At 65.9% G+C, this 25,410-nt stretch carries 21 protein-coding genes and 2 pseudogenes; 12 read left to right on the top strand and 11 right to left on the bottom strand.

The annotated features are described in order from the left end of the window. Window positions 1-9: 9 nt before the first annotated feature. Together TSO5_RS25830 and TSO5_RS25825 are read right to left on the bottom strand one after the other, a co-directional pair. Window positions 10-1,119, bottom strand: coding sequence for a hybrid-cluster NAD(P)-dependent oxidoreductase (locus tag TSO5_RS25830; protein WP_247870971.1), 1,110 nt, complete (start codon window positions 1,117-1,119; stop codon window positions 10-12). A gap of 97 nt (window positions 1,120-1,216) precedes the next feature. Further along, a complete protein-coding gene (locus TSO5_RS25825) occupies window positions 1,217-2,497 on the bottom strand; it encodes an aromatic ring-hydroxylating dioxygenase subunit alpha (RefSeq protein ID WP_109154312.1) in 1,281 nt (426 codons plus the stop codon). On the opposite strand from TSO5_RS25825, the gene TSO5_RS32390 reads away from it, so the two are divergent. From TSO5_RS32390 to fae, 3 genes are all read left to right on the top strand, one after another. After that, the gene (locus TSO5_RS32390; protein WP_146203840.1) at window positions 2,496-2,744 is read left to right on the top strand and encodes a hypothetical protein; all 249 of its coding nucleotides are present in this window, start codon (window positions 2,496-2,498) and stop codon (window positions 2,742-2,744) included. The two genes, TSO5_RS25825 and TSO5_RS32390, sit on opposite strands and share 2 nt — an antisense overlap. Window positions 2,745-3,093: 349 nt before the next feature. Then, the gene (locus TSO5_RS25820) at window positions 3,094-3,984 is read left to right on the top strand and encodes a glycine betaine ABC transporter substrate-binding protein (RefSeq protein ID WP_109154311.1); all 891 of its coding nucleotides are present in this window, start codon (window positions 3,094-3,096) and stop codon (window positions 3,982-3,984) included. Window positions 3,985-4,238: 254 nt separating this feature from the next. Then, window positions 4,239-4,772, top strand: a complete 534-nt coding sequence (gene fae / locus TSO5_RS25815) for a formaldehyde-activating enzyme (RefSeq protein WP_109154310.1) — start codon at window positions 4,239-4,241, stop codon at window positions 4,770-4,772. Window positions 4,773-4,872: 100 nt separating this feature from the next. On the opposite strand, the gene TSO5_RS25810 is transcribed toward fae, so the two are convergent. Next, window positions 4,873-6,066, bottom strand: a complete 1,194-nt coding sequence (locus TSO5_RS25810; RefSeq protein WP_282183533.1) for an MFS transporter — start codon at window positions 6,064-6,066, stop codon at window positions 4,873-4,875. 167 nt (window positions 6,067-6,233) lie between these two features. On the opposite strand from TSO5_RS25810, the gene TSO5_RS25805 reads away from it, so the two are divergent. Further along, window positions 6,234-7,010 (top strand): helix-turn-helix transcriptional regulator, encoded by a 777-nt coding sequence (locus tag TSO5_RS25805; RefSeq protein WP_109154309.1) that lies wholly within the window; start codon window positions 6,234-6,236, stop codon window positions 7,008-7,010. Between the two features lie 9 nt (window positions 7,011-7,019). Here TSO5_RS25805 and TSO5_RS25800 read toward each other — a convergent pair whose 3' ends face one another. Then, window positions 7,020-7,907, bottom strand: a complete 888-nt coding sequence (locus tag TSO5_RS25800; RefSeq protein ID WP_109154308.1) for an SDR family oxidoreductase — start codon at window positions 7,905-7,907, stop codon at window positions 7,020-7,022. Window positions 7,908-8,009: 102 nt separating this feature from the next. Between TSO5_RS25800 and TSO5_RS25795 the strand changes: the two genes are divergently transcribed. After that, complete coding sequence (locus TSO5_RS25795) at window positions 8,010-8,870, top strand: helix-turn-helix transcriptional regulator (RefSeq protein WP_109154307.1); 861 nt, start codon at window positions 8,010-8,012, stop codon at window positions 8,868-8,870. Between the two features lie 90 nt (window positions 8,871-8,960). On the opposite strand, the gene TSO5_RS25790 is transcribed toward TSO5_RS25795, so the two are convergent. After that, the gene (locus TSO5_RS25790; RefSeq protein ID WP_199231017.1) at window positions 8,961-10,388 is read right to left on the bottom strand and encodes a sigma 54-interacting transcriptional regulator; all 1,428 of its coding nucleotides are present in this window, start codon (window positions 10,386-10,388) and stop codon (window positions 8,961-8,963) included. Between the two features lie 194 nt (window positions 10,389-10,582). Here TSO5_RS25790 and TSO5_RS25785 point away from each other — a divergent pair, with 194 nt between their 5' ends. The 6 genes from TSO5_RS25785 (at window position 10,583) to TSO5_RS25760 (ending at window position 16,679) form a co-directional block, all read left to right on the top strand. Then, the gene (locus tag TSO5_RS25785; protein ID WP_247870970.1) at window positions 10,583-11,632 is read left to right on the top strand and encodes a 3-hydroxyacyl-CoA dehydrogenase NAD-binding domain-containing protein; all 1,050 of its coding nucleotides are present in this window, start codon (window positions 10,583-10,585) and stop codon (window positions 11,630-11,632) included. 82 nt (window positions 11,633-11,714) lie between these two features. Further along, a complete protein-coding gene (locus tag TSO5_RS25780; RefSeq protein ID WP_109154305.1) occupies window positions 11,715-12,653 on the top strand; it encodes a 3-keto-5-aminohexanoate cleavage protein in 939 nt (312 codons plus the stop codon). Window positions 12,654-12,686: 33 nt separating this feature from the next. Next, on the top strand, window positions 12,687-13,466 hold the full coding sequence (locus tag TSO5_RS25775; RefSeq protein ID WP_109154304.1) for a 3-hydroxybutyrate dehydrogenase: 780 nt from the start codon (window positions 12,687-12,689) through the stop codon (window positions 13,464-13,466). Between the two features lie 83 nt (window positions 13,467-13,549). Then, entirely contained in the window at window positions 13,550-14,764 is a 1,215-nt protein-coding gene (locus TSO5_RS25770) for an ABC transporter substrate-binding protein (protein ID WP_109154303.1), read from the top strand. Window positions 14,765-14,934: 170 nt separating this feature from the next. Then, on the top strand, window positions 14,935-15,354 hold the full coding sequence (locus TSO5_RS25765; protein ID WP_109154302.1) for a CopG family transcriptional regulator: 420 nt from the start codon (window positions 14,935-14,937) through the stop codon (window positions 15,352-15,354). A gap of 53 nt (window positions 15,355-15,407) precedes the next feature. Next, window positions 15,408-16,679 (top strand): PHB depolymerase family esterase, encoded by a 1,272-nt coding sequence (locus TSO5_RS25760; RefSeq protein ID WP_109154301.1) that lies wholly within the window; start codon window positions 15,408-15,410, stop codon window positions 16,677-16,679. Window positions 16,680-17,213: 534 nt separating this feature from the next. Here TSO5_RS25760 and TSO5_RS33500 read toward each other — a convergent pair. Together TSO5_RS33500 and TSO5_RS25750 are read right to left on the bottom strand one after the other, a co-directional pair. Beyond that, window positions 17,214-17,333, bottom strand: a pseudogene (locus tag TSO5_RS33500) (IS630 family transposase); the annotation flags it as partial. A 257-nt stretch (window positions 17,334-17,590) separates the two neighbouring features. Next, window positions 17,591-18,040, bottom strand: a complete 450-nt coding sequence (locus tag TSO5_RS25750; protein WP_109154300.1) for a hypothetical protein — start codon at window positions 18,038-18,040, stop codon at window positions 17,591-17,593. Between the two features lie 189 nt (window positions 18,041-18,229). Here TSO5_RS25750 and TSO5_RS25745 point away from each other — a divergent pair, with 189 nt between their 5' ends. Continuing rightward, the gene (locus TSO5_RS25745) at window positions 18,230-18,904 is read left to right on the top strand and encodes an FmdE family protein (protein WP_247870969.1); all 675 of its coding nucleotides are present in this window, start codon (window positions 18,230-18,232) and stop codon (window positions 18,902-18,904) included. A gap of 339 nt (window positions 18,905-19,243) precedes the next feature. On the opposite strand, the gene TSO5_RS25740 is transcribed toward TSO5_RS25745, so the two are convergent. The 4 genes and pseudogenes from TSO5_RS25740 to TSO5_RS25725 form a co-directional block, all read right to left on the bottom strand. Further along, window positions 19,244-22,855, bottom strand: a complete 3,612-nt coding sequence (locus TSO5_RS25740) for a molybdopterin cofactor-binding domain-containing protein (protein ID WP_109154298.1) — start codon at window positions 22,853-22,855, stop codon at window positions 19,244-19,246. Between the two features lie 43 nt (window positions 22,856-22,898). After that, window positions 22,899-23,336 (bottom strand): annotated as a pseudogene (locus TSO5_RS25735) ((2Fe-2S)-binding protein); the annotation flags it as partial. Window positions 23,337-23,418: 82 nt separating this feature from the next. After that, window positions 23,419-23,901 (bottom strand): MarR family transcriptional regulator, encoded by a 483-nt coding sequence (locus TSO5_RS25730; protein ID WP_211099788.1) that lies wholly within the window; start codon window positions 23,899-23,901, stop codon window positions 23,419-23,421. Between the two features lie 94 nt (window positions 23,902-23,995). Further along, window positions 23,996-25,045, bottom strand: coding sequence for a 2,5-dihydroxypyridine 5,6-dioxygenase (locus tag TSO5_RS25725; protein ID WP_109154296.1), 1,050 nt, complete (start codon window positions 25,043-25,045; stop codon window positions 23,996-23,998). Window positions 25,046-25,410: the final 365 nt, after the last annotated feature.

Here is a 25,410-nt window from a genome sequence, read left to right as displayed (position 1 = left end):
GCGATAATTCTAACGCTCTATCACCAGATCACTGGTCGGGCGGCTGCAGCAGAGCAGGATCAACCCCTGGTCGATTTCACGTTTACGGATGCCGCCGGTGTGGTTCATTTCCACCGTACCGGAGATCAACTTCGTCTTGCAGGTTCCGCACATCCCGCGTGAGCAGGATGTCGGAACCCGGATGTCGGCGGCCGATGCCGCATCCGCCACGGCCATGTCGGGCGGGCAGGCGAAGACCCTGCCGGTTTTCGCGAATTCCACGCGGAAGCCGTCCGTGGGCGCTGCCTCCTGGACCGGTGCGGATCGCCCCGGCGGCTCTGCCGCGGCAAGTTCGGCCGAGAGCTCCTCGAAATTGAAGCTTTCCTGGTGGTAGCGGCCCATGTCGAAGCCGCCCTGCTCCAGAAAGGCGCGCACCGCCTTCATGAAGGGGCCGGGGCCGCAGACATAGACCTCCCGCTCCATGAAGTCCGGGGCGATCAGCCCGAGCATCGGCAGCGACAGCCGACCGGTGAAGCCGGCCCAATGGGCCTCGGTGCCGATGCCTTCGCACACATGGGCGACGCGCAGGCGGCGGCCGGGGCCGGTCAGCGCGTCCAGTTCGCGACGGAAGACGATGTCGGCAGGCGTCCGGGCGGCATGGACGAAGACGATGTCGTGATCCTCCCCCAGATCGTCGAAGGTCCGGGTCATCGACATCAGGGGCGTGACGCCGCTGCCGCCGGACAGGAACAGGAACTTGCGCGGTGTCTCGGACTCCCCCGGCGTGAATTCGCCGAGCGGACCGACCGCGCGGATCGTATCGCCGGGCTTCAGCGTGTCGTGCAGCCAGTTCGACACCGGACCGCCGGGCACGCGCTTGACGGTGATGGAGAGCCGGTGCGGCCGCGCGGCGGAGGAGGAGACGGTGTAGCTCCGGTGAATGGTTTCGCCGCCGATGGGCAGCTCCAGCGTGATGAACTGACCCGGCTTGAACCGGAACAGGCAGGGGCGCCGTGGCGCGAAGACGAAGGTCTTCACGTCATGCGTCTCGTCCCGCACCGCCCGGCACACCAGCGTGTCGTCGATTTCGGGATCCCAATCCCGGACCGGAGGCGGAGCCGCATCCTGCTGCATCGTCATCTCTCTCCTTGAGCCCTGAACCCCGAGCTTCGAACCCTGAACCGGGACCAGCGGGCGATCCCGGCGGTTTGCCGGCCGGGATCGCCCTGGCGTCGCGTCATTCGGCGGCGACGCCCATCGGCGCCTGCTTGCCCAGCAGATGCTCGGCCATGCGGCCGACGTACCATTCCGTGAACTTCTCCACGAGCGGCTCGGTGTAGGGCGAATAGGGACCCGGCTCGTAGGCGGGGCTGAGGGCGCCGTTGTGCGAGATCTCGACCAGATCGGCATCCTGCTGGTTGGTTGCCTCCCACACCTCCGTCAGGCGGTTCAGGTCATAGTCGACGCCCTCGACCGCGTCCTTGTGGACCAGCCAGCGGGTACGCAGCAGGTTGCGGTCGGGACCGAGCGGGAACACCGAAAAGGTGACGATGTGGTCGCTCATGAAGTGGTTCCAGGAATTCGGTTGGGTCCAGAAGGACAGGGCGCCCAGCTTGCGCTCAGTGATCGACCCCAGCAGCTTCTTGGAAGCGCTCCGCGTATCCTTGGTGTGGGCCTCGCCGGCGCCGTCCAGCGGCAGGCGTTCGGCGCGGAAGCCGGTGGTGTCGGTCAGGCGATCGACCTCGCGGCTGGGGAAGCCGGCCGCTTCCCAACCGGTGTGGCAGGACTGCACCAGCGCCTCGTACTTGGCGGCATGTTCCATCCGCTTCGGGTTGGTGCCGTCGGGGGCGAAGCCGAAGCCGTATTCGAACAGTGGGATGGTCAGTTCCGGATGGTTGCTGACGCAGTGGTAGCATTCACGATTGTTCTCCATCGTGAGCTTCCAATTGCCCTTCTCGATCAGGTCCACCGTCTTGGCGACCTTGCAGTTCTTCAGATCGTGCGGAAGGATGTAGGGCTCGATGGCCGCCGCCATGCGGTCGATGTCGTCCGGCGCTTCCTCCGCCAAACAGATGAAGATCAGGCCGCCGACCGACCGGATGTGCACCTTTTTCAGGTTCCGGCATTTGCGATCGAAATCACTGCCCATATGCTCGGCGAACAGAAGCTCGCCGTCCTGGCCGTAGGTCCACTGGTGATAGCTGCAGACCAGATTGCCGACCGAGGTCTTCTCCTGGAGGATGATGCGCGCGCCGCGGTGGCGGCAGACATTGTGAAAGGCCCGCAGCTCCATGTCGTCGTCGCGCATGACGATGACGGAGGTCTTGCCGATGTCCACCACCATCACGTCGCCCGGTTCCGCCACGTCCGGCTCGACGCCCACGTGCAGCCAATGGCGGCCGAAGATGATCTCCATGTCCAGCTTGAAGATCTCCTCGCTGGTATAGAACGGGGCTTCCAGGCTGTGCCCCTTCTTGCGGCGGGTCAGCAGGGCTTCTATGGAAATCTCGGACGACATGGCGGTTGACCTTCTGCGGGAGTGGGGCCGTGCGTTCTTGGAACCGTTCAGCCTTGACCGGGCTGTTGCCATTTTCGATTCCACGACACACAGCCTGCCGCCCGCCGCGGCGTGTCGCGTTCTGGAATGCGACATCAACTTTAAAAAGGCCGACAGACGTACCTGTCTTTTTGCGCAAGCCGGACTTCGGCAACAGTCGTTTTGCGACATGCCGCGATTATCCAAGAACAACGGCTGCCGCCTGTAAGCCGGGCAACATTCGCCGGCAGGGCCGGGTTCGTACGAAGCTGTCGCAAATCCGATACGAATTGCCGCTCTGATGAAGGTTTTTTGCTTTCGGGGCCGGCATTCTTCCTCAATCAGCACTGATGCCAACAACGATCCCGTTGGTTGGAAACGGCTTTCCGCGTCGATCCCGGAAGGTGGCCGGCGGATCATGCATTCGATCCGGAGCCATCATCCGAGCGCGTTCCCCGGTAGAACGGAGGTGATCTTCCGGGCCACCTGCTCGCGTCCGCTGCAACTTTCGGCACGGCGACGCCGGGCCGTCCGGCCAAACGGGTCCAAACAAACAAACGATAAGAGGAGGCTTCTTGATGAAAATCTTCGGTAAAGCCTTGGGCATGCTGCTTTCGGCGGCCATGACGGTCGGTCTGGGGACCGGCGTGATCGCCGCCCCGGCGCAGGCCGCCGAGAAGTCCATCAACATCGGCTGGACCGCCTGGTCCGACGCAGAGGCGGTGACGAAGCTGGCCAAAGCCGTGATCGAGGAGCGGTACGGTTATAAGGTCGAGCTGACCATGGCCGACATCGGCATCCAGTATCAGGGCATCGCCAGCGGCAAGCTGGACGCCATGCTGATGTCGTGGCAGCCGCTGACCCACAAGCCCTATCTCGACAAGGTCGGCAAGGACGTGGTCGACCTCGGCCCGCTCTACACCCGTGCCCGCCTGGGCTGGGTGGTGCCGGACTACATCCCCGTCGATCAGGTCAAATCCATCGAGGATCTCAAGAAGCCGGAAGTGCAGCAGAAGCTGGGCGGCAAGATCCAGGGCATCGATCCGGGATCGGGGTTGATGCAGGCGTCCGAAAAGGCGCTGAAGACCTATGATCTGAAGGGCCTGCAGCTGGTGTCGGCCAGCGACGCCGCGATGCTTGCCGCTCTGGAGCGCGCCATGAAGCGCAACGAGTGGATCGTCGTGACGAGCTGGAGCCCGCACTGGATGTTCGCCAATTGGAAGCTGCGCTACCTGGACGATCCGAAGGGCGCGCTGGGCGGACTGGAGAGCGTGAACGCCATCGTCCGCAAAGGCTTCTACCAGGATCATCCGGAAATCTTCGAGTTCCTGAACCGGATGGTCCTGCCGATCGGCGATCTGGAAGCGATGATGCAGGAAGCCCGGCAGACCAGCTACGAGCAGGCGGTCGACAATTACATCAAGAACAACAAGGCTCGGGTCGATTACTGGGTCACCGGCAAGCTTTGATCGGCAGCCGCGCCACCGCCCTCGACGGCGGTGGCAGCGCCCCCTTTCCCGCACCACTCGTGGAGGCGATCCGTCCCGAACGCGCACGCGTGTGGGACGGCCGTCTTCAGCCTCGCGATGATCGTGGTCACCGATGGACTCGTCAGCACACATGCAGGGCATCGCGTCGAGCCCCGGCCGGACCGGCCGGCTGCTGGACGGCATCCGCACCGGTTGACCGGCAACGTCACCCATATCAAGAGAACGATGATCCCATGACCAATCCGCTGTTCCGTGTCGGTGAAGCCACCGTCTTCGCCAAGGAGGGCCAGTTCACCGACGCCATGCCGGAGATCGTGATCGGTTCGGTCGATGGTCCGGCCGGCCACGCGTTCGCCACCATGATGGGGCAGACCGCCGGCCACACCCGCATGTTCGCCGTGCGGGATTGCAACCAGATGGTTCGTCCAGCCACCATGATGGTGTCCAAGGTGACGATGAAGTCCAGCGCCTATGTCGACCTGTTCGGCGGCGTCGTTCAGGCCGCCACCGCCGACGCGGTGCTGGACTGCGTCATCGAAGGCGTTCTGCCGCGCGACGGGATCAACGACCTGTGCATCCTGGTGATGGTCTGGATCGATCCCCGCTGCCCCACCGACCCGAACCTCGATCGCGCCGATCTCTACCGCACCAATTACGAGGCGACCAAGATCGCCATCGGACGGGCGATGCGCAATGAACCGACCATCGATGAACTGATCGAAAACCGGCACAAGGTCCGGCATTTCATGTTGGATCCGGAGGAGTAACCTGCCGACCTGCCGCAGCAGGCCAGGAAAAAGCCCGCCTCCGATCAGGAGCGCGGGCTTTTTGCCGTAGGGCCGCTTGGCCCATCACCATCCCCGCAGGCTATCGCCGCTCCACATTCGGCAGGAAGACGGTCAGCAGCCCCAGGAGCGGAAGGAACGAGCAGGCGGAATAGACGAAGCCGATGCCGCGCCAGTCCGCGACGATGCCGAGCCCTGCCGCACCGATGCCGGCGACGCCGAAGGCCAGCCCGAAGAACAGGCCCGACACCAGACCGACCCGGCCGGGCAGCAGTTCCTGCGCATAGACCACGATGGCGGGAAAGGCCGATGCCAGGGCCAGCCCGATCACGGCGCTGAGAACCACCGTCGCCGTCAGGCCGACATAGGGCAGGGCCAGGGTGAAGGGCAGGATCCCGAGGATCGAGACCCAGATCACCGTCTTGCGGCCGATCCGGTCGCCAACCGGACCGCCGATCACCGTTCCCGCCGCGACGGCCGCCAGAAAGACGAACAGGCAGAGCTGGGCGTCGCCGGTGGACAACCCGAAGCGGTCGATCAGGTAGAAGATGTAGTAGCTGGTGATGCTGGCCAGATAGACGTATTTGGAGACGATCAGCGCGATCAGGATGCCGACCGCCCGTGCGACTTTTCCGGCCGGCAGTTCGGATCGATGCGCCGACTGCCTGCCGCTCGCACGGGGCTTGGCGTTCAGCCGCTGCCAGCTTCCCAGCCGGACCATGACCACCATGCCGGCAAGGGCGGCGATGGCGAACCAGCTGAGGCTGCCCTGGCCGTGGGGCAGGATGACGAAGGCCGCCAGCAACGGACCGAGCGAGGAGCCGAGATTGCCGCCGACCTGGAACAGCGATTGGGCCAGCCCATGGGCGCCGCCGGAGGCTTGGCGCGCAATGCGGGACGCTTCCGGATGGAAGACGGACGACCCGAAGCCCAGCAGCATCCCGCCGGCCAGCAGCGCCGGATAGCCGGGCGCCCAGGCCAGGGTGAGAAGCCCGAGCAGGGTGGAGCCCATGCCGAAGACCAGCGAATAGGGCATCGGTTTGCGGTCGGTGAACAGGCCGACCAGCGGCTGTAGAAGCGATGCCGTGACCTGATAGACGAAGGTCAGCAGGCCGAGTTGGGCGAAGCTGAGGCCGAACTCGTCCTTCAGGATCGGATAGACCGCCGGCAGCAGCGACTGGATCATGTCGTTGAGCAGGTGGCAGGCGCTGATCGCGGCCAGAATGGAAAAGGCCGTCGAACCGGTGCGGGACCGGCTCATGGTGGTGTCGGTCACGGGGGCATGCCCTCTTCTCTCCGCCTCAGGCGTTAGGTCCGGACCATCCCTCAATGAAGGGGGCGGTCCGGGATCGCCCGGCATGTTGCGTTGAATGCACCGTAAGCCTACGGTCGGCGGAGAAGGCCTGCCACCGCGGTCAGGCCAGTTTCCTACGAGATCGGGCCATGGTCAGAAATGTCCGCGTCGACGAGATCGATGCCGTCCAGCGGCCACTGCTCGCCACCACCCATGATTATCCGGACGGCGGCACGCTGCCGCTCCACCGGCACCGGCGCGGGCAGCTGATCTCCGGCATCACCGGGGTGTTGATCATGTCGACGCCACAAGGCCGGTGGGTGGTACCGCCGGACTTCGGCCTGTGGATCCCGCCCGGCATCATGCACGAGGTCCGCATGATCGGGGCGGTGACCACCCAGAGCCTCTACCTTGATCCGGACCTGACCGGCGGCATGCCGGACCGCTGTCAGGTCGTCGGGTTGTCTCCCTTCATCCGCAGCCTGATTTCCCGCGCCGTGGATGTCCCGGCCGATTATGACCCCGACAGCCATGACGGCGCGGTGATGGCGCTGATCCGCTACGAGATGCAGCATCTGCCGGCCCAGCCGCTGACCGTGCCCTTCCCGACGAACCCGGCCCTGGCCGAGCGCTGCCGGCGCTTTCTTCGGCGGCCGGCGGTGCATGAGACGATCGAGCAATGGTGCGACGGGCTGGGGGTCAGCCGGCGCGCCTTCACCCGACTGTTCCGGCGGGAAACCGGGCTGAGCTTCCTGGAGTGGCGACAGCAGGCCTGCCTTGCCGCCGCGCTGCCGCGGCTGGTGGCGGGGGAGAGCGTCACCGCCGTCGCGCTCGACCTCGGCTATGACAACCCCGCTGCCTTCACTGCGATGTTCAAGCGGGTATTGGGATCATCGCCGCGCGCCTATCTCAAGGGTGACGGCTGACTCCTCCGCTCATGGGTATCGCATCGCCTCCAGGTCTGCGATCAGGCTGGGGCCTTGCGGTTGCCAACCGAGCGTCGCCTGCGTCAGGGCGCTGGATGCCGCCATGTCGAGGCCCGCGAAGATCGCCATCCAGCCGAAGGACTCCGCCGCTTTGTCCTGCGGGATGGAGACTGCGGGGATCTTCAGGCCGCGCGCCAGTGCTTCGACGATCGCGCGGGTCTCGACGCCTTCCTCGCCGACCGCGTGATAGCGGGCGCCGGGTTCCGCCTTCTCGATGGCCAGCCGATACAGGCGGGCCACGTCGCTGAGATGACCGGCGGACCAGCGGTTGCGCCCGTCGCCGATGTAGGCTGCGGCCCCCTTTTCGCGGAAGATTGCGATCAGCGGGGTGATCAGCCCCTGCTTCTCGGTGTTGTGGACCTGCGGCAGCCGCATCACCGCGACATTGACGCCGGCATCCAGCAGCTCGTTGCCCGCCCGCTCCGACGCGATGCGCGGATTGGGGTGGGAGTCATCGAAGACATCCTCCCGCGCGAGCCGGCCATGGCCGGCACCGCCGATGCCGACCCCGGACGTGATCAGCAACGGGCGCCGGGACCCCTTCAGCACCTCGCCAAGCGCACCGATCACCCGGCGGTCCTTTTCGCAATTCTCGACAAAGCGCGAGAAGTCGTGGTCGAAGGCGGTGTGGATCACCGCGTCGGCCCTTTCAGCGCCGCTTCGGACGCTCGCCGGGTCCTCCAGCGTGCCATGGTGCGGCTCGGCCCCGACGGCTTCCAACGCGCGGGCGCCGTCGGCGGAGCGGGTCATGCCGATGACCTGATGGCCGGCCTGGAGAAGTTCGGACAGCACCGCCCGGCCGATGAAGCCGGTGGCGCCGGTGAGGAAAATACGCATGGGGAAATCACCGTTCCAATTTCGTCACCCCCACTGTGACGCTTCGCGATATCCTGTTAAAGTAGTGACGTTTTCCTAGTATAACCGCTACCAGGATCGCCGATGCAGACCGAGGCCAAACAGGCCGACAAGGCCAACACGCTCGCCGGCTTTTTGCGGGACCGGCGCACGCGGCTCGATCCGGCGGCCTTCGGCTTCACGGGTCGGCGCCGCACGCCGGGACTGCGCCGGGAAGAGGTGGCGCAACGGGCCAACATCAGCCCGACCTGGTACACGTGGCTGGAACAGGGGCGGGGAGGGGCGCCTTCGGCCGACGTGCTGGACCGGATCGCCGGGAGCCTGATGCTGACCGATCTGGAACGGGAGCATCTGTTCATTCTGGCGCTCGGCCGCCCGCCGGAGATGCGGTACAGGCCGGCGGACGGCGTCAGTCCGCGTCTGCAACGGCTGCTGGATGCGTTCGATGCCTGTCCCGCCTTCATCAAGACGGCGACCTGGGACGTGCTGGCCTGGAATCAGGCCGCCGCTGTCGTTCTGACCGATTACGCCACGCTTCCCCCCGACCGGCGCAACATCCTGCGGCTAGTGTTCTGCAATCCGGCGATCCGGGCCAAGCAGAAGGATTGGGAAGGCATGGCGCGGTTCCTGGTCGGCGCCTTTCGTGTCGATGCCGCCCGCGCCGGAGCGGTGAAGGAGATTGCCGACCTCGTCGACGAATTGTGCCGGGCCAGCGCGGATTTCGCCCGGTTCTGGAAGGAGAACGACGTCTATGCGCCGAGCGAGGGGATCAAGCGCCTCCAGCATCCCGAACTCGGCAGCATCGAGATGGAATTTTCCGGGTTTGCCGTCGATGGCCGTCCGGACCTGGGGCTGCTGGTCTACAATCCGCTGGATGAGCACACCAAGGACCGCATCCGTGCCATGGTCGCCCGAAGGACTGCGGCGGGGGCGGCAGGGCACTGAGCGGTGTGCCCTGTTAGGTCTCGTCCGACCGTCCAACGGCCGCGTCCGTCCGTCGACGCCCGGATGCTGGCCGCGGTCAGTAGGCTGGCATCAGTCGTCTGAATGAGACGCAATGCCGTGTTTGCGCAGTTTGGCGTAAAGGTTTGTGCGCGATAGGCCGAGCCTCCGGGCGGCTTCGAGCTTGTTACCCCGGCAATCCTCCAGGGCTTCCAGAATGAGCGACCGTTCCAACTCGTCCATGGCGGCGGTCAGGGACCGCTTTCGGTCGGGTGGGGCAGGGGGCTCGATCGCGGTGCTCGGAAGGATGTCCGCGAAATCCTCGGCCCTGATGCGTTCACCTTCGGTGCGCACATAGACCTGTTCGATGACGTTGGCCAATTCACGGACATTGCCGGGCCAGTCATGCTGTCGCAACGCATCCAGCGCCGCAGGCGTGAACTCGCGCATCGGCTGATCGAGACTGATGGCGATCTTCTCCGAGAACAGGGGGGCCAGGATCTCCAGGTCGTCCTTGCGGTCACGGAGCGCCGGCAGCTGTATCGGAAAGACATTGAGCCGGTAGTACAGATCCGATCGGAAGGCGCCGCTGCGCACCATCTCGGCCAGGGGACGGCTGGTTGCTGCGATGATGCGGACATCGACCTTGATGATCTGATTAGACCCGAGCGGCTCGACCTCGCGTTCCTGCAGGGCGCGCAGCAGTTTCGCCTGCAGCGGGAGTGGCATGTCGCCGATCTCGTCGAGGAACAGCGTTCCGCCATGGGCAAGCTGGAACTTGCCGGGGCGCGGCTGGCGGGCGGCGCCCGTGTATGCCCCCGGTGCGACGCCGAAGAACTCCGCTTCCAGAAGATTTTCCGGAATTGCGGCGGTATTGACGGCGACGAACGGGCGGTGGGCGCGATCCGAGGAGGCATGGATCGACTGAGCCGCCAGTTCCTTGCCGGTCCCGGTTTCGCCAAGCAGCAGGACCGCTGAGCGGATTTGGCCGGCCCTGCGCACCAGCCGCTTGACCTGAAGCATCGGCTGGCTGAAGCCGATCAGGTTCTCGACCGTGTATTGGGAGGCCCGGCTCGCCGCCAACTCCTGCTCCACGCGGGTCAGGCGCGACTGCAGCTTGTTGAAACGGTCGGCGATGGGCCGAAGATACGTCAGGCTGTTCTTCAGGGCGAAGGCGAGGGCGCCGATGACCTGTCCCTGCTCATCGCGCAGGGGCAGGCGGCTGACCAGCAGTGTGTGCTCGCCATAGCGCATGATGTCGAGCGGCAGCGACCGGCCGGTTTCCACCACCTCGCGCATCCGGCTGTGTGGAATGATGCGTTCCACCGGCTGGCCGATTGCGTCCGTCGGCGACCGGAAGCCAAGCATCGCAATCTGTTTGTCGCTGAACCAGACATGCTTGTCGTTTGACCAGACGAGGCGCGCATCCTGATCGACCAGTATGGCGCCGTCGATCATCTCATCGATCATCACCATCAGCGCACGTGCCGCAGCGAAATGACCGGCCGGATCCTTCTGCATGCCACGCTCCTTCGTGTCACTGATTGTCAATATATCGTACATTGTCTGTCAGAAAAGTGAACACGGCGAAAGTGCCGATTTGCAGCGGTGTTCCGCCCCTTGCGCCAGTCGACTGTCAGCGATCGCTAAATCCTGCTCCGCCGCATGTTGAGCGCCGCTTAACACATATTCTTTTCTTTCAAGCAGTTACCTGTGTGGCACGCGCGTTGCTAACCATCCTTTCCAAAATGCGCGCCACCCTGACAATCCGCCTCCCGATCCTATGGGCCTTGGCAGGAAAAGGGTGGTGGGGCACAGGCTTCAGGTCAGGCAAGGGGGGATATGCACGCGCCATGACAAACCAGCGCATCGCGATCATCGGCGGCGGACTGATGGGACACGGGATCGCACAGGCCTTTGCCGCCGCCGGACATCGCGTCGCCATCCAGGAACCCGATGCCGAACGCCGGTCCGCTATTTCCGACCATGTCCGCCGCAATCTGCAGGTTTTGGGGGAAGACATCGCGGTCGCCGACCTGATCGAACCTCACGAAACGCTGGCGGGCGCCGTTGCCAGCGCCGACATCGTTATCGAGGCGGTGCCGGAGGACCTCGCCCTCAAACAACGCATCGTCGCGGCCATCGAAGCGGCCGCGCCTCCCCATGCGCTTCTGGCCAGCAACACGTCGGTGATCCCGATCACGCGGATCATGGAGCCGCTTTCCGACAAGACCCGCGCCATGGGCACCCATTGGTGGAACCCGCCCTATCTGATCCCGCTGGTCGAGGTGATCCAGACCAAGGACAGCAGCGATGCCGCAATCACCGCGATGATGGGCCTGCTGACGTCCATTGGAAAGACGCCGGTGCATGTCCGCAAGGATGTTCCCGGTTTCATCGGCAATCGCCTGCAGCACGCGCTCTGGCGTGAGGCGATCGCCTTGGTCCAGAACGGCGTGTGCGATGCCGAAACGGTCGATGCCGTGGTCAAGGCGAGTTTCGGCCGGCGGCTCGCCGTGCTTGGACCGTTGGAGAATGCCGATCTTGTCGGCACCGACCTGACCCTCGCGGTTCATGAGCATGTCCTGCCCGATCTCGACCGCAGTCCCGGTCCGCTGCCCCTTCTGCGCGATCTGGTCGCGTCGGGGCGGCTGGGCATGAAGGCAGGCGCGGGTTTCCGGACCTGGACAGACGCGCAGCGGGAGGAGGTCACCACCACCCTTGCCACGCATCTTCAACGGCTGGATGGCCTGGAACGCCGGTAGCCGCCACCGCAGCCGCTCGGCGACGTTCAATCTTCAATCGTCCGCAGCACCGACGGGCGGACTCACACAAGGAGGGCCTTGCATGGCCGCATCAGGCAAGAAAGTCATCATCAGCTGCGCGCTGACGGGCTCGATCCACACGCCCACCATGTCGGACGCCCTGCCGGTCACGCCCGACGAGATCGTCGAGCAGGGGGTCGGTGCGGCCGAGGCCGGGGCGGCGATCCTGCACCTGCACGCCCGCGATCCCCGCACCGGCCAGCCGACACCGGATCCGGCGGTGTTCATGCAGTTCCTGCCGCGGCTGAAGCAGTCCACCGACGCGGTGCTGAACATCACCACCGGCGGCTCGCTCAACATGACGGTTCAGGAACGGCTTGCCGCCCCGCTGCAGGCACAGCCGGAAATGTGCTCGCTCAACATGGGATCGATGAACTTCGGCATCTTCCCCCTGGCCGACCGGTACAAGAACTGGAAGCACGACTGGGAAGAGCCCTATCTGCGCAGCACCGACGACTTCATCTTCCGCAACACCTTCCGGGACATCGCCTATATTCTGGAGCACCTGGGCGAGGGCTGCGGCACGCGCTTCGAGTTCGAATGCTATGACGTCGGGCACCTGTACAATCTTGCACATTTCCTCGATCGCGGGCTGGTGAAGACGCCGCTCTTCATCCAGACGATCTTCGGAATCCTGGGCGGCATCGGGGCGGAGGAGCGCAACCTCGTCTTCATGCGCGAAACCGCCGACCGCCTGTTCGGCAAGGATTACGAATGGTCGGTGCTGGCCGCCGGCCGCCATCAGATCCCCTTCACGACCATGGCCGCGGTGATGGGCGGCAATGTCCGGGTTGGGCTTGAGGACAGCCTCTATCTCGCCAAGGGCCGGTTGGCGCGGAACAGCGCCGAGCAGGTGGCGAAGATCCGCCGCATCCTGGAGGAGCTGTCGCTGGAGGTCGCCACTCCGGAAGAGGCGCGCGCCATGCTCCACCTCAAGGGCGCCGATCAGGTGGCGTTCTGAGCCGCCCCATTTTCCCATATCAAGGACCGATAGATGCAGAACAGAAACGCCGTGGTTACCGGTTCCACCAGCGGAATCGGGCTGGCGACCGTGCGGGAACTGGCCGGCCGGGGCTGCCATGTGATGGTCAACGGCTTCGGCGACCGTGCGGAGATCGACCGGACCTGTGCCGAGATCGCGGAGCGGAGCGGGGCCCGGATCGTCTATTCAGGCGCCGATCTCAGCCGGCCGGAGGAGGCCCGCGCCCTGATGGCGGAGGCGGCTGACCTGCTGGGACCGATCGACATCCTGGTGAACAACGCCGGCGTCCAGCATGTCGCCGCCCTGCACGAGTTTCCCGACGATAAGTGGGACCTGCTGCTGGCGGTCAATCTCAGCGCCGCATTCCACACGATCAAGGCGGCTGTGCCGGCGATGCGGGAGCGGGGCTGGGGGCGCATCGTCAACACGGCCTCCGTGCTGGGCATGGTCGGCGCCCCGCACAAGCCGGCCTATGTCGCCGCCAAGCACGGCATCATCGGCCTGACCAAGTCGGTGTCGATCGAGGTCGCCGGTCACGGCATCACCTGCAACGCGGTGTGTCCCGGCACGGTGCTGACCCCGATCATCGAACGGCAGATCGCCCAGCAGGCGCAGGTCACCGGCCTGCCCGAAGATCAGGTCCTGAAGGCGGTATTCCTGGAAAAGATGCCGACCGGCCGGCTGATTGGCCCGGAGGAGGTCGCCGCCGCCATCGCCTTCCTCTGTTCCGACGCCGCGGCATCGATCACCGGCGCGGTCCTTCCCGTCGACGGCGGCTATACCACCCATTGAGTCCACATCCCGCGACCCTCCGGGCGGCGCCGTCGCCGGCGACCGCCCCAATCACCAAGAACTGTCAGAATTGGGAGTGAAAGATGCGCAAGTTCCTTCTCGCCGGCGTCGCCTTCGCCACGCTGGCCGCGGGTTCGGCCTCAACCCAGGCCCAGGCCCAGATGTCCGACAACGTCATCAAGATCGGCATGCTGTCCGACCGCTCCGGCATCTATGCCGACATCAACGGCGAAGGATCGGCGGTTGCCGCAAGGATGGCCGCAGAGGAGTTCGGCAACGCCATCAACGGCACGAAGATCGAGATCATCGTCGGCGACCACCAGAACAAGGCGGATATCGCTGCCAACCTCGCCCGCCAGTGGATCGATACGGAAAAGGTGGACGTGATCGCCGATGTGCCGAATTCGGCCGCCGCGCTGGCCGTGCAGGGAATCACGCGGGACAAGAAGCGCCTGTTCCTGATGTCCGGTCCCGGTTCGACCGACCTGACGGGCAAGGATTGCAGCCCCTACAGCTTCCAGTGGACCTGGGACAACCATGCCGTCGCCTCTGCCACCGCCCGCGCACTGGTCGAGCAGGGCAGGAAGAGCTGGTTCTTCATCACCGCCGATTACGCCTTCGGCCATTCGCTGGAGGCCGAAGCGGCTGACACCGTCAAGCAACTCGGCGGGACCATCAAGGGCAGTGTGCGTCATCCGCTGGGCGCATCCGACTTCTCCTCCTACCTGCTTCAGGCTCAGGCATCCGGCGCCGATGTCGTCGCCTTCGCCAATGCCGGCGGCGACACCATCAACGGCGTCAAGCAGGCGGCCGAATTCGGCATTCCCCAGAGTGGGCAGACCTTGGCCGGCCTGCTGCTGAACATCAACGACATCAAGGCGCTCGGGCTGGAGACCTCGCAGGGGCTGATGCTGGCGAACTCCTTTTACTGGGACATGAACGACGAGACCCGCGCCTGGTCGAAGAAGTTCGAGGAACGGACCGGCCGCAAGCCGTCGATGAACCAGGCCGGCGTGTATTCGGCGGTCCGCCATTACCTGAAGGCCGTGCAGGAAATCGGCACCGACGATGCCGACAAGGTGGCTGCCAAGATGCGCAGCATGCCGGTCACCGACATGATGATGAAGGAGGCGAAGATCGCCGATAACGGCCGCGTCTTCGACGACATGTATCTGGCGCAAATCAAGACGCCTGCTGAATCCAAGTACGCCTGGGATTACTTCAAGATCATCAAGAAGATCCCCGGTACGCAGGCCTACATCGACCCGAAGGCAAGCGGCTGCCCGCTCGTGAAATGACGGAAAAAGGGGAGCGTTCGGGCTCCCCTTTTTTATTGCGCTGCGTCAGGCCACCCGCGGTGACGGGGGTTGCGTGCCGTCCGGCTTCCGAAAACATCGAGGTCGGGCTTGAACGGTCGGCGTCCACCATCCATTTACCATCCAGACAGATGGTATGCGGATGGAACATCATGAGCGACATGGCGCGAGACCTGCGGCCGAAAGCCGGTGACAGCGAGAAGATCACAATCAATCTCGGCTACGTCGACCTGGGTCACATCGACCTGTTGGTGGAAGAGGGGTTTTATTCGAACCGCACCGACTTCATCCGCACCGCTATCCGCAATCAGGTCGACAAACACGCTGACGTGGTCCGCCAATCGGTGACGCGAAAGAGCGTCGATCTGGGCCTTCGCCATTTCAGCCGCGCCGACCTGGAAGCCGTGCAGGCCGAAGGGCGGATGCTGGATATCCGCGTCCTAGGGCTTGCCGCCATCGCCCAGGACGTGTCGCCCGAGCTTGCCCGCGCCACCATCGCTTCGCTGACCGTACTTGGCGCGCTCCATGCGCCGTCCGTCGTCAAGGCGGCGCTCGCCGACCGCATCCGCTGATGCGTCCCGCAGAGCCGATGCCGGCGTCATCCCCGAACCGAGAAAGCACCCACATGTCCCAAACACGCCCCACCGGCTTTCCGCCCGGCATGGACGAGGTCGCCCGCCTGACCCAGGCCGGCCGGCTCGCCGAAGCGACCGGTCTGGTCCAGCGTCTGCTGCGCGGAGAGGGCGCGGCCGAACCTGCGGCAACTCCGGCCACCGTGCCAGACCCGACGGTGCTGGAGGGAGAGTTCGTGAACCTCGATGCGGCTCCCGGACCGCAGGCGCGCAGAGACACCCCGGACCGCGCACGACCGGCCGGCAAGATGCCGGGAGGCCGGTCAGGAAAGGGCGCGAGGACCGGCCTGGGCGAGACCCTGCGCGGCCTTGCCGCGCGCCTGCAGCCGACGGGGTTGCCAGGCGGAACCGGTGCGCCGCGCCCGCCCGCCGAACCGCTGCCCGATGGCGCGTCCTTCGCGACGGCGTCCCACAGCGGGGCGGCGGGGACGCGGGCCTATAAGCTCTATGTGCCGGCAAACCGCGGCGACGGGCTGCGTCCGCTGGTGGTGATGCTGCACGGCTGCACCCAGTCGCCCGACGATTTCTCCGCAGGGACCAGGATGAACGCCTTTGCCGAGCGGCACGGCGTTTATGTCGCCTACCCCGAACAGCCGGCCTCGGCCAACGCCCAGCGCTGCTGGAACTGGTTCAAACCCGAAGACCAGCGCCGCGGCCAAGGGGAGCCCGACCTGCTGGCTGGGATCACCCACCGGATCATCCACGACCACCCCATCGACCCGAACCGGGTTTACATCGCCGGGCTGTCGGCCGGCGGTGCCGCCGCGGCCATCATGGGGGAGGCCTATCCCGACCTCTATGCGGCGGTCGGCGTGCATTCCGGCTTGCCTGCCGGCGCCGCGCACGATCTTCCCTCTGCCCTCGCCGCCATGCGCCAGGGCGACGGCGGAGCCACAGGCGGGGCAAGAGCAGGAAGGGCAGGTGCCGGCCACCCGGTCCCCACCATCATCTTCCACGGCGATCGCGACACCGTCGTCCACCCGCGAAACGGCGATCATGTGGCGGCCCGCGCGACGGCCGCCGCAGCCGGCCTCGGCACTGAAGTGCAACATGGCGAAGCCCCCGGCCGGCGTTCCTACAGCCGAACCCTGCACACCGACCCTTCCGGCCGGACGCTGTGCGAGCAGTGGGCCATCCATGGCGCCGGACATGCCTGGGCGGGCGGGAGCCCCACCGGCTCCTACACCGACCCGCAGGGTCCGGACGCCACGGCGGAGATGCTGCGCTTCTTCCTGGGCCACCAGCTGCGGACCGCGTCCGCCTGACGGCCACCGGCATCATAGCGTGTCCACCCACCGGCACCATCGGCGCCACGCTGGACGCGCCGATGGCCCGAGGCACCCTCAAGGGCGGGGCGGAGGTCCGCCTCCATCGCCCAACTGCAGGTGAGCACCGCGCAGGGGATCAGGGACGCGATGGAGCATCCTACGCCGGCAAGCGGATTTCCCTTCCAGTTGACATGCGTCAACGAGATCAGCGGCAAAAACCCGCCGAACATGACATTGCCGACCTGTTGCGTCAAATCAAAGTCTGTCGTGCGGCTCTGCGGCGGGAAGCATTCCGAAATAAAAGCTGGGAGGGGGCATGATCATCGCCGTCAGCGCGGCCAGCACCGTGACGAAAAGGGTGACGAGGGTCCACGAGCCCGTCTCGGCACGGTCGATCCTGTCGGAAAGTCCACCGAAAATCGCGACGATCCAGCCAAGGATGAGGTCCCGATGCTCGTCGATCCGATGCGAGCGGACATTGCCACCGCGCTTGTCCGGGCTCAGGTCGCCGCGCGTTCGTGCACTGGCAACCCAGCGGATCGCCGAGGAAACCCCGACCTCAAAGCGCGCAGCTGCCGCCCGGCAATAGGCTCCAGCCGCAACCGCCTTCACCACGCGCCGACGAAAATCGACAGATAGGGCTTTCGACATCCAGACCGGCCTCTTTCAACCAGTCCGAAGCTTGAATCAAAAATGATCGCTCGTGGGAATCCCTCGATTCAGATGCCGATCAATCCGCTCTAGCCAGTCGGACGGCGGATGGCAGACAGGCATTGTAGAGCGGGAAGGATTTGCGATCCGTTCGTCTTGAGGAACGCGGCCGCAGACGGAGGAAGACAAAAGAACGACCCCGCCGGATGAACCAGGCGGGGCCAAGATCATGGGATGGGAGGTGGATAATTCGCTACTCAGCGCTGGCGAACAAGGGCGCCTTGGCCGGCGACGTTACCAATGCCGGCGGCGAGGTTCTGCACATTGGCGACGTTCGGAGGGCCAAAAGGCGTCCGGCCACCGGAGCGCTGGAGCACCGTCGCGCCCTGCGCCGCCGAGTTGCCGATGCCCGCCGCAGTGTTCGATACATTGGCCATCGAGCCGCCGGGGAACAGCCCGCCGCTGCGCTGGCCGACGAACACGCCTTGGCTGGCGGTGTTGCCGACGCCGGCCGAGAGGTTCGAAACGTTCGCCATGTTCGGGCCGCCGAACAGCCCGCCGCTACGCTGCAACGTCGTGACGTTCTGGGTGGCGGCATTGCCGATGCCGGCCGCGGTGTTCGACAGGTTGGACACATTCTGCGCCATGGCGGGAGCGGCGAACAGGGCCAAGGTGGCGAAGCCGGCGAGCAGGGAGGTGCGGATCATGTTGCGGTCTCCTTGGTGAGGCCGGTGCTCTGCATCCGGCGGGTGGTCTCGATGACATGACCCTAACGAACTCCGCCCGCCGCCGATGTGAGCCTGGCCACAGGTGGCCGCATGTCTCGTCCACGCCGAATGTTCCCCATCACGGAAGGGCGGAGCGTTCGCGGCGATGCGCGCCGAACGGCACGGAGTTTGCGCAAGCACAAACAGGACCCGGCATTGTCGTGGCATGGTCCGACCATGACCTTTCCATCATTCTACGATGCGGCACCGCGGCTCATTGTGCGCGATCCGCTGAGCGAGTTCCTCGGCGCGGCCGAGGGCGGCCTGCTTCACTACGGATATGCCGACGCTGTGCGGCTTGCCGGCCATTCCTGTCCGACCGTCGCGGGATCTTACCTGATGACTGTACGGTCATTGGAGAAGCTGTATCCCGATGAAGTGCCCGAACGCGGGGCTGTTGCAGTCTCCGTTCGTGAGGCCGCCGACGAGGGTGTGGCCGGCGTGATGGCCAGCGTCGCCACGCTGCTGACCGGAGCGACGAAAGACACTGGCTTTAAAGGCATCGCTGGACGCTTCGACCGCCGGAACCTCCTGTCCTTCGGCGTCGGCATGCAAGGCGCAATGGCCTTCGTCCGCACCGACACGGGGGCGGGCCTGCAGGCGACACTCGACATGAGTGTCGTTCCGGTGGATCCAGCGATGCCTCGCCTTCTGCAGCGCGTGTTGTCCGACGTGGCCACAGCGGACGAAGCGGCGCAGTTCCGCAGCCTATGGCAGGAGCGGGTCCGACGCATGCTGGTGGATCACGCCGACGACCCACGTTTGGTCAGCCTTGTCGTTTGGAATTCCCGACCCGGCGCGTAACGGCGGATGAGAGCGGCGATGGCACATCGGCAACGACATGACCTCCTCCCCTTGGCGACGCTGACCGCTTCACTCCCCAGCGTCATCGATGACGTGCTCACGCCGGCGCAGGACGTCACCCTTGCGTCGGCCTACAGCCAGGGAGGATAAGTTTGCCGATCTGGGTGATCGCACACCATCGCTGAATGTTCAGGAAGCGTGAAACGGCGTTTGGCTGGGTCTCTGAGCCACACCAGGTTTCGGCTTTCTCCTCGGCCGCTTCCAACCAAGCGAATGCGCGGCCGCCGCTCCTCCCCCTCGCGGCGATTTGTGCGCCAATGTAAAGCGCTTGCCTCCCCGTCAATGCGTCCCCGGATTGGCCCGCGCCCTCGTTACCGCGTTCGCCACGTCGGTCCAGGCCGCCTTGTCCGGTGCGAAGCGGCCGCGCAGATACGCCATCAGGTCCGCAATCTGGCGGTCGGACAGGCTGTCGCGGAAGGCCGGCATATAGCCGAGGTCGCGGGTCGCCGGGTTCTGGATGCCGTGCAGGATGACGCGCGCGAGATTGTCGGGGCTGTCGCTGTGGACATTGCTGTTCACCGCCATCGACGGACTGACGCCGAACAGCGTCGGCCCTTTGCCGTCACTGTGGCAGGCTTGGCAGGCGCCGTTGAAGATGCGCTCTCCATTAGCGGAACTGACGGGGGCGGGGGTGGCTGCAGGCGCTTCCACCGCATCACCGCCCACATCGCTGCCCAGGGAGGCGAGATAGACCGCCATCGCCCGCACATCCGCTTCCGGCACGGTCGACAGCTCGTGCACCACCGCGGCCATCGGGCCGGCGGCGACGCCGTGACGCTGGGAGAAGCCGGTGCGCAGATAGGTGAACAGATCATCCTCCGTCCAGGGCTTCGGCGCCTTGGATAGCGCCGTCAGGGCCGGCGCCTCCCAGCCATCGACCGTGCCTCCGGCCAGGAACGCGTCGCCCAGCTTCTCCGCCCCCAGCGCATTGCGCGGGCTGTGGCAGGCAGCGCAGTGGCCGAGGCCGTTGACCAGATAGCTGCCGCGGTTCCACTCCGCAGTCTTCTGCGGGTCCGGTTTGTAGGTCTCGCGGTTGAGGAACAGCGTGTTCCAGCCGGCCATCATCGGGCGCAGGTTGAAGGGGAAGCGCATGGTGTTGGCCGGCACCTCACCGCGCACTGCCGGCTGCGTCATCATGTAGGCGTAGAGCGCCTGCATGTCGTCGTCGGTCATGTTGCGGAAGGCGGTGTAGGGGAAGGCCGGGTAGAGGTGCCGGCCGTCGCGGCTGATCCCCTCGCGCATCGCCCGGTCGAAGGCGGCGAAGGACCAGCGCCCGATCCCGCTGTCCGGATCCGGCGTGATGTTGGTGCTGTAGACCGTGCCGAACGGCGTCTCGAAGGGCCGGCCGCCGGCGTTGGTCGCGCCGTTCTCCACAGTGTGGCAGACCGCGCAGTCGCCGAGCGCCGCCAGCTGCCGCCCGCGTTCGATGGTGGCGGACGACCACAGCCCGGCCGACGGCGGCGACACTGGGGCGATCTCGGCGCGGAAGGGCAGAGCGCTGCTCGCCATGCCAATCATCACCCCGCATAAGCCGGTCAGCGAGGCGCCGAGCCATGCCTTCCACCCCCGCTTGCGCGGCTTCACTGCTTCCGGCGGGGAGGGAGGGACCGGTTCGGAGGGGCCGTTCAGCGCCTCGCGCACACGTTCGGCGGTGATCGGCAGTTCGCGGAAGCGGATGCCGGTGGCGTCGAAGATGGCGTTGGCGATGGCCGCCGCGCTGGGGACGGAAGCGGATTCGCCCGATCCCAGCGGCGGCTCGTTCTCGCGCGGCATCATCAGCACGTCGATGTCCGGCACCTCGGGGAAGGTCATGATCGGATAACCGCCCCATTCCTTGGCGGCGACCACCGAGTCCTCGAACTCCACCTGTTCCTTCAGCACGCGGCTGGTCGATTGGATGACGTTGCCGTGGATCTGGTGGCGCACGCCGTCGGGATTGATCATCTGGCCGGCGTCATGGCCGACGACCACGCGGGTCACCGCGATCTCGCCGGTCTTGCGGTCCACCGCCACGTCCGCCACCCAGGCCGCCCAGGCGGCGCCGAAGCCGGGGAACTTGCTGTGGATGTAGCGGGCATAGGCGAAGCCGCGACCGCGCAGCACGTCGCCGTCCGGCGGGGTCTGCTGCGGGGCGGTGCGCGGTTGCCAGCCGGCGCGGCCGGCGACGGCACGGATGAGGTCGGCGGCGCGTTCGTCCTCGCGCAGGTGGCGCAGGCGGAATTCCACCGGATCGACCCCGGCGGCGAAGGCCAGCTCGTCGATGTAGCTGTCATGGGCGAAGCTGTTGGGCATCGCCGACACCCCGCGCATCCAGGAGGCGCGGACGATGGGGGCCATGTCGTTGATGACCACCCGCATGTTCTCGTAATCGTAGGGAGGGATGGAGGTGCGGTCGCCCATTTCGAAAACGGCAGCCACCGGATCGACCCGCCCGGTCAGCAGCAGCGCCAGCGTCGGCGCACCGTTCGACGGATAGCTGGTGGCGAAGTCGTAGGCGACGATGCCGCCATCGGCGCTGATGCCGCCATCGACCTCCATCAGCTGGGCCGTGCCCTTCGGCTCCCACAGATGCTCCTGCTCGCGGGTCAGCTGGACGCGCACCGGACGGCCGACCGCCTGCGACAACAGCAGCGCATCCGCCGCCACGTCGTCGGCGCAGTTGCGGCCATAGCAGCCGGCGGCCTCCATCCGCACCACGTCGATCCGCTCCTCCGGCCATTCCAGCAGCCACGCGAGGTCGGCGCACAGCAGATGCGGGTTCTGGGTGCCGGACCAGACGGTCGCATGGTCCGTTTTGCAATCGGCCACGGCGCAGGACGGGCCGATGGAGCCGTGCATCTGGTAGGGCCAGACATAGGTGCGCGTCATCCGCTGGTCGGCGGCGGCAAGCGCGGCATCGACGTCGCCCTTGTCCAGCACCTTGCGCGGCGTGCTGGGATTCTCGCGCAGGGCCTGGGCGAGGTTCGACAGGTCGGGCAGCTTGCGGGTCCAGGGCTTCCAGGTGATCTTCAGCTCGCGCGCGGCCTTGATCGCCTGCTCCTCGCGCTCCGCCACCACACCGACGAAGTCGCGCAGCACCACCACCTTGATGATGCCGGGAATGTGGGCGATGGAGCCCTCGTCGATGCTCTCCAGGCTGTTGCCGACGAACTCGCCGCTGTCGATGCCGGCATAGGGCGGGCGGACCACCCGGCCATGCAGCATCCCCGGCAGCCGCAGGTCGTGGACATACGAGAATTCGCCGGTCGCCTTGGCCGGGATGTCGACGCGCGGCGCGCCCTTGCCGACCAGCTTGTACTGCTCGCGCGCCTTCAGCGGGGCCTTGCCGCTGATGCGCAGCTCCACCCGCTCGCCCCGCACCAGTTCGCCATAGGAGATGCGGCGGTTGCCGATTCCGCCGGTTTCCGGGGCGATCACCACGCCCTCTTCGACGCGCAATTCTTCCGCCGACACGCCGAACAGGGCGGCGGCGCGGTCCAGCAGATATCGGCGCGCCTCCGCCGCGGCGTTGCGCAGGGGGACGGCGGAAATCTGGATGGTGGCACTGGCGATGGTGGCGCCCTGGTTGGGTGCGCGGCCGGTGTCGCCCAGCACCATGCGCAGCTGGTCCATGCGCAGGTCCAGCTCCTCCGCGACGATCTGGGTCAGCGCCGTTTGGATGCCGGTGCCGAGATCGACATGGCCGTTGAAGGCGAAGACCTGCCCGTCATCGCGCACCGCCAGGAACAGCGCGATTTCCGGCGGCTTCGGCGTCGCGGTGCCGCCCTTGGCGACCAGGCCGGAGGGCGGCTGGATCTCGTCAACGATCAGCAGGACGCCGGTCGCCGCCATCAGCTCCGCACGGGTCGGCATCAGCTCGGACTGCGGGTTGGGCGTCGGGATGGTCGTCATATTGTGCTCCGGGGGAGGAGAGAAGCCGCGCGGCCCGCATGACGGCGCGCAGGATTTCGACATGGGTGCCGCAGCGGCACAAATTGCCGGACAGGGCGCGGCGCACCTCGTCCATGGTCGGGGTCGGATTGCGGTCGAGCAGCGCCTTGGCGGTCATGATCATGCCGTTCATGCAGTAGCCGCACTGGGCGGCCTGCTCGTCGATGAAGGCCTGCTGGACCGGGTGCGGGGCGGTGCTGCTGCCCAGCCCTTCCAGCGTCACAACCTCGCGCCCCTCCGCCCCCGCCAGCGGGATCACGCAGGACCGCGCGGCGACGCCGTCGAGGATGACGGTGCAGGCCCCGCATTCGCCGAGCCCGCAGCCGTATTTCGGCCCGTTCAGGGCCAGATCGTTGCGCAGGATGTAGAGCAGCGGCGTGTCGGCCATCGCCGTCACCGAGACGGCGCGGCCATTCACCCGCAGCGCGATGGTCTTTTCCATAAAGCGTCCGTCCGGTGCGATGAGTCCCGCATGCCCGCTGTACAAGCGGGGTGAATTGGCCAGAAAACCATCTTGCGGGGGGTTACTCCTCCCCGTCCTGCGCGATCATCTTCTGCAGGACGTGGGTGACGGCCAGCCGTTCCGCCGGGTTCAGCTGTCCCATGGTCATCTCGCTGATCCGCTTGGCGCAGGGCACCATGTCCTCCAGCAGTTGCCGCCCCTCGTCGGTGAGGCAGTTGATGACCTTGCGGCGGTCCTGCGCGTCGGAGGTCTGGCGGATCAGCCCGCGCGCCTTCAGCCGGTCGACGATGCCGCGGATCGTCGCCTGGTCGATGGCGGTGGACTTCACCAGTTCGATCAGCGAACTCGGCCCGTTGTCGCGGATGGCGCAGAGCGTGACGAACTGCACCGAGGTCAGCTGCGGGTCGCAGGCGTTGCGCTGGAAGATGGCGAGGTGCCGCTGATAGGCCCGCCGCAGCAGATGTCCGATCTGGTCGGAGAAGACGTAATCGGCTTCTCCGGGGCCAGCGTCGGCGCCGTCTTCGGGCAGCAGGTCTTGGGTCATCGGGGGCAACATGCGGTGGACCGGTGGGTAGCGGACGATAGCAGCGGCGGCGGGGGCAGGGAAGGGCGGCGGGCTTCCGCCCTCATGCCGCCCCTCATGCCCTGGACGCCTCCGGCGCCACCACGTCGCCGGCCAGCACCACCGGTTCGCCGTCCAGCAGGATGTCGCAGCCGCGAAGCGGGATGTCCATGTGGCAGGGGGTCTTGCGGCTGCCGCCGACCTCGGTGTTCGGGCCGGTGGAGAACAGGAAGTTGCCGTAGAAGGCGCGCGCGTCCATGCACATGCCGTCGTTCTTGTCGTGCAGGCCCATCGCCGTCCATTGCGCCCGCGGCTGCAGGCCCCAGCCGATGTGGGAGATGCCGTAGACCTCCGGATCCTTGAAGTAGGCCATGTAGTCGCGCAGGTACTCAGCCTCGAACCCGCCATGAATGCGGCGGATGAAGCCCTCCTCGATCTCCAGCGTCACCTTCTCCCGCACATAGGTCTTGAAGGGCAGCAGGATATCGCCGACGTCGAGCACCAGCGTGCCTTCCGCGCTGCCCTCGTCCGGCCAGGAGAACAGGAAGCCGCTCGGCCAATGGTCCCAGCGGCCGGGCTCGTCGGCGAATCCGTATTCCGTCACCGTCGGATACTGACCGAGCGTCGCGCGGAAATCGCTGCCGGCCTTGGAGGTCACGGTGATGGAGCGGGCGCGCTTCAGCCGCTCCGCTGCGGCGTTGACACGGATCTTGTCCTCCTCCGTCGGCAGGATGCGGGCCAGAACCTCCGGCGGCTCCACCGCCAGCAGGATGCGGGTGCCGGTCTTCAGGATCTGCTCCTGTTCCGGCGAATGCAGCAGCATCATGGTGTCGACGATCAGGTCGGCCGCCTCCAGCGCGCGCTGGGCGGCGAGGTTGCCGGTCAGGGGCGTGTCGCCGCAATAGGCGGTCATGTCCATGCCCATGGCGCGTGGGTGGTTGAAGGCCGGCAGTTCGACCCCGTAGACGTTCGCGCCCAGCCGCTGCGCCGCGTCCATCGCCGCACGCACGATGCGCGGATTGGAATAGTCGCTCTTCAACACAGCGACGCTCTGGGTCTTGTCCACCTTGGACAGGGTCAGAACCCGTTCGAACATCTGCGTCAGTTCGCGATCGCTCACCGGCATCTCATCTCTCCCAACCTTGGTGGCCGCAGACGCTGAAAGCGCGTTCCGGGCCGTGTTTCCGGGTGGACATCCGCCGATCATCACGGCGGGCTGACCAGGACATATAGAGCGTATAAGCTTAATTCGACCATGAACAGTAAGGGGGTAAACCCTTCGCTGCCGCTGTGCCGATATGAACGTTAATTAGGCAACCGTGATTTAAAATGAGGCTGAGCAAGGCCAAATCGTGGTCACTCCGTGCTGCAAACGGCCCTGATGGCCCCGCAAAGGCTGAGTAGCGTTGTATGGCGAATTGTGTTGCATGGCAAGTTGAAACAGCGTACACACTTCATATCGAGTTCAATGCAACGGTCGACGGCCGGAGC

Source organism: Azospirillum sp. TSO5 (assembly GCF_003116065.1).
Taxonomy (GTDB): domain Bacteria; phylum Pseudomonadota; class Alphaproteobacteria; order Azospirillales; family Azospirillaceae; genus Azospirillum.
The sequence above is the reverse complement of the archived record's forward strand: the minus strand, read 5'-3'. Positions and strand labels throughout refer to the sequence as shown.

Coding starts and splice junctions, on each gene's coding strand:
- TSO5_RS25830 (WP_247870971.1), bottom strand. CDS start 1,119: ATGACGATGCAGCAGGATGCGGCTCCGCCTCCGGTCCGGGATTGGGAT.
- TSO5_RS32390 (WP_146203840.1), top strand. CDS start 2,496: ATGGCGGTTGACCTTCTGCGGGAGTGGGGCCGTGCGTTCTTGGAACCG.
- TSO5_RS25825 (WP_109154312.1), bottom strand. CDS start 2,497: ATGTCGTCCGAGATTTCCATAGAAGCCCTGCTGACCCGCCGCAAGAAG.
- TSO5_RS25820 (WP_109154311.1), top strand. CDS start 3,094: ATGAAAATCTTCGGTAAAGCCTTGGGCATGCTGCTTTCGGCGGCCATG.
- fae (WP_109154310.1), top strand. CDS start 4,239: ATGACCAATCCGCTGTTCCGTGTCGGTGAAGCCACCGTCTTCGCCAAG.
- TSO5_RS25805 (WP_109154309.1), top strand. CDS start 6,234: ATGGTCAGAAATGTCCGCGTCGACGAGATCGATGCCGTCCAGCGGCCA.
- TSO5_RS25800 (WP_109154308.1), bottom strand. CDS start 7,907: ATGCGTATTTTCCTCACCGGCGCCACCGGCTTCATCGGCCGGGCGGTG.
- TSO5_RS25795 (WP_109154307.1), top strand. CDS start 8,010: ATGCAGACCGAGGCCAAACAGGCCGACAAGGCCAACACGCTCGCCGGC.
- TSO5_RS25790 (WP_199231017.1), bottom strand. CDS start 10,388: ATGCAGAAGGATCCGGCCGGTCATTTCGCTGCGGCACGTGCGCTGATG.
- TSO5_RS25780 (WP_109154305.1), top strand. CDS start 11,715: ATGGCCGCATCAGGCAAGAAAGTCATCATCAGCTGCGCGCTGACGGGC.
- TSO5_RS25775 (WP_109154304.1), top strand. CDS start 12,687: ATGCAGAACAGAAACGCCGTGGTTACCGGTTCCACCAGCGGAATCGGG.
- TSO5_RS25770 (WP_109154303.1), top strand. CDS start 13,550: ATGCGCAAGTTCCTTCTCGCCGGCGTCGCCTTCGCCACGCTGGCCGCG.
- TSO5_RS25765 (WP_109154302.1), top strand. CDS start 14,935: ATGAGCGACATGGCGCGAGACCTGCGGCCGAAAGCCGGTGACAGCGAG.
- TSO5_RS25760 (WP_109154301.1), top strand. CDS start 15,408: ATGTCCCAAACACGCCCCACCGGCTTTCCGCCCGGCATGGACGAGGTC.
- TSO5_RS25750 (WP_109154300.1), bottom strand. CDS start 18,040: ATGATCCGCACCTCCCTGCTCGCCGGCTTCGCCACCTTGGCCCTGTTC.
- TSO5_RS25740 (WP_109154298.1), bottom strand. CDS start 22,855: ATGACGACCATCCCGACGCCCAACCCGCAGTCCGAGCTGATGCCGACC.
- TSO5_RS25730 (WP_211099788.1), bottom strand. CDS start 23,901: ATGACCCAAGACCTGCTGCCCGAAGACGGCGCCGACGCTGGCCCCGGA.
- TSO5_RS25725 (WP_109154296.1), bottom strand. CDS start 25,045: ATGCCGGTGAGCGATCGCGAACTGACGCAGATGTTCGAACGGGTTCTG.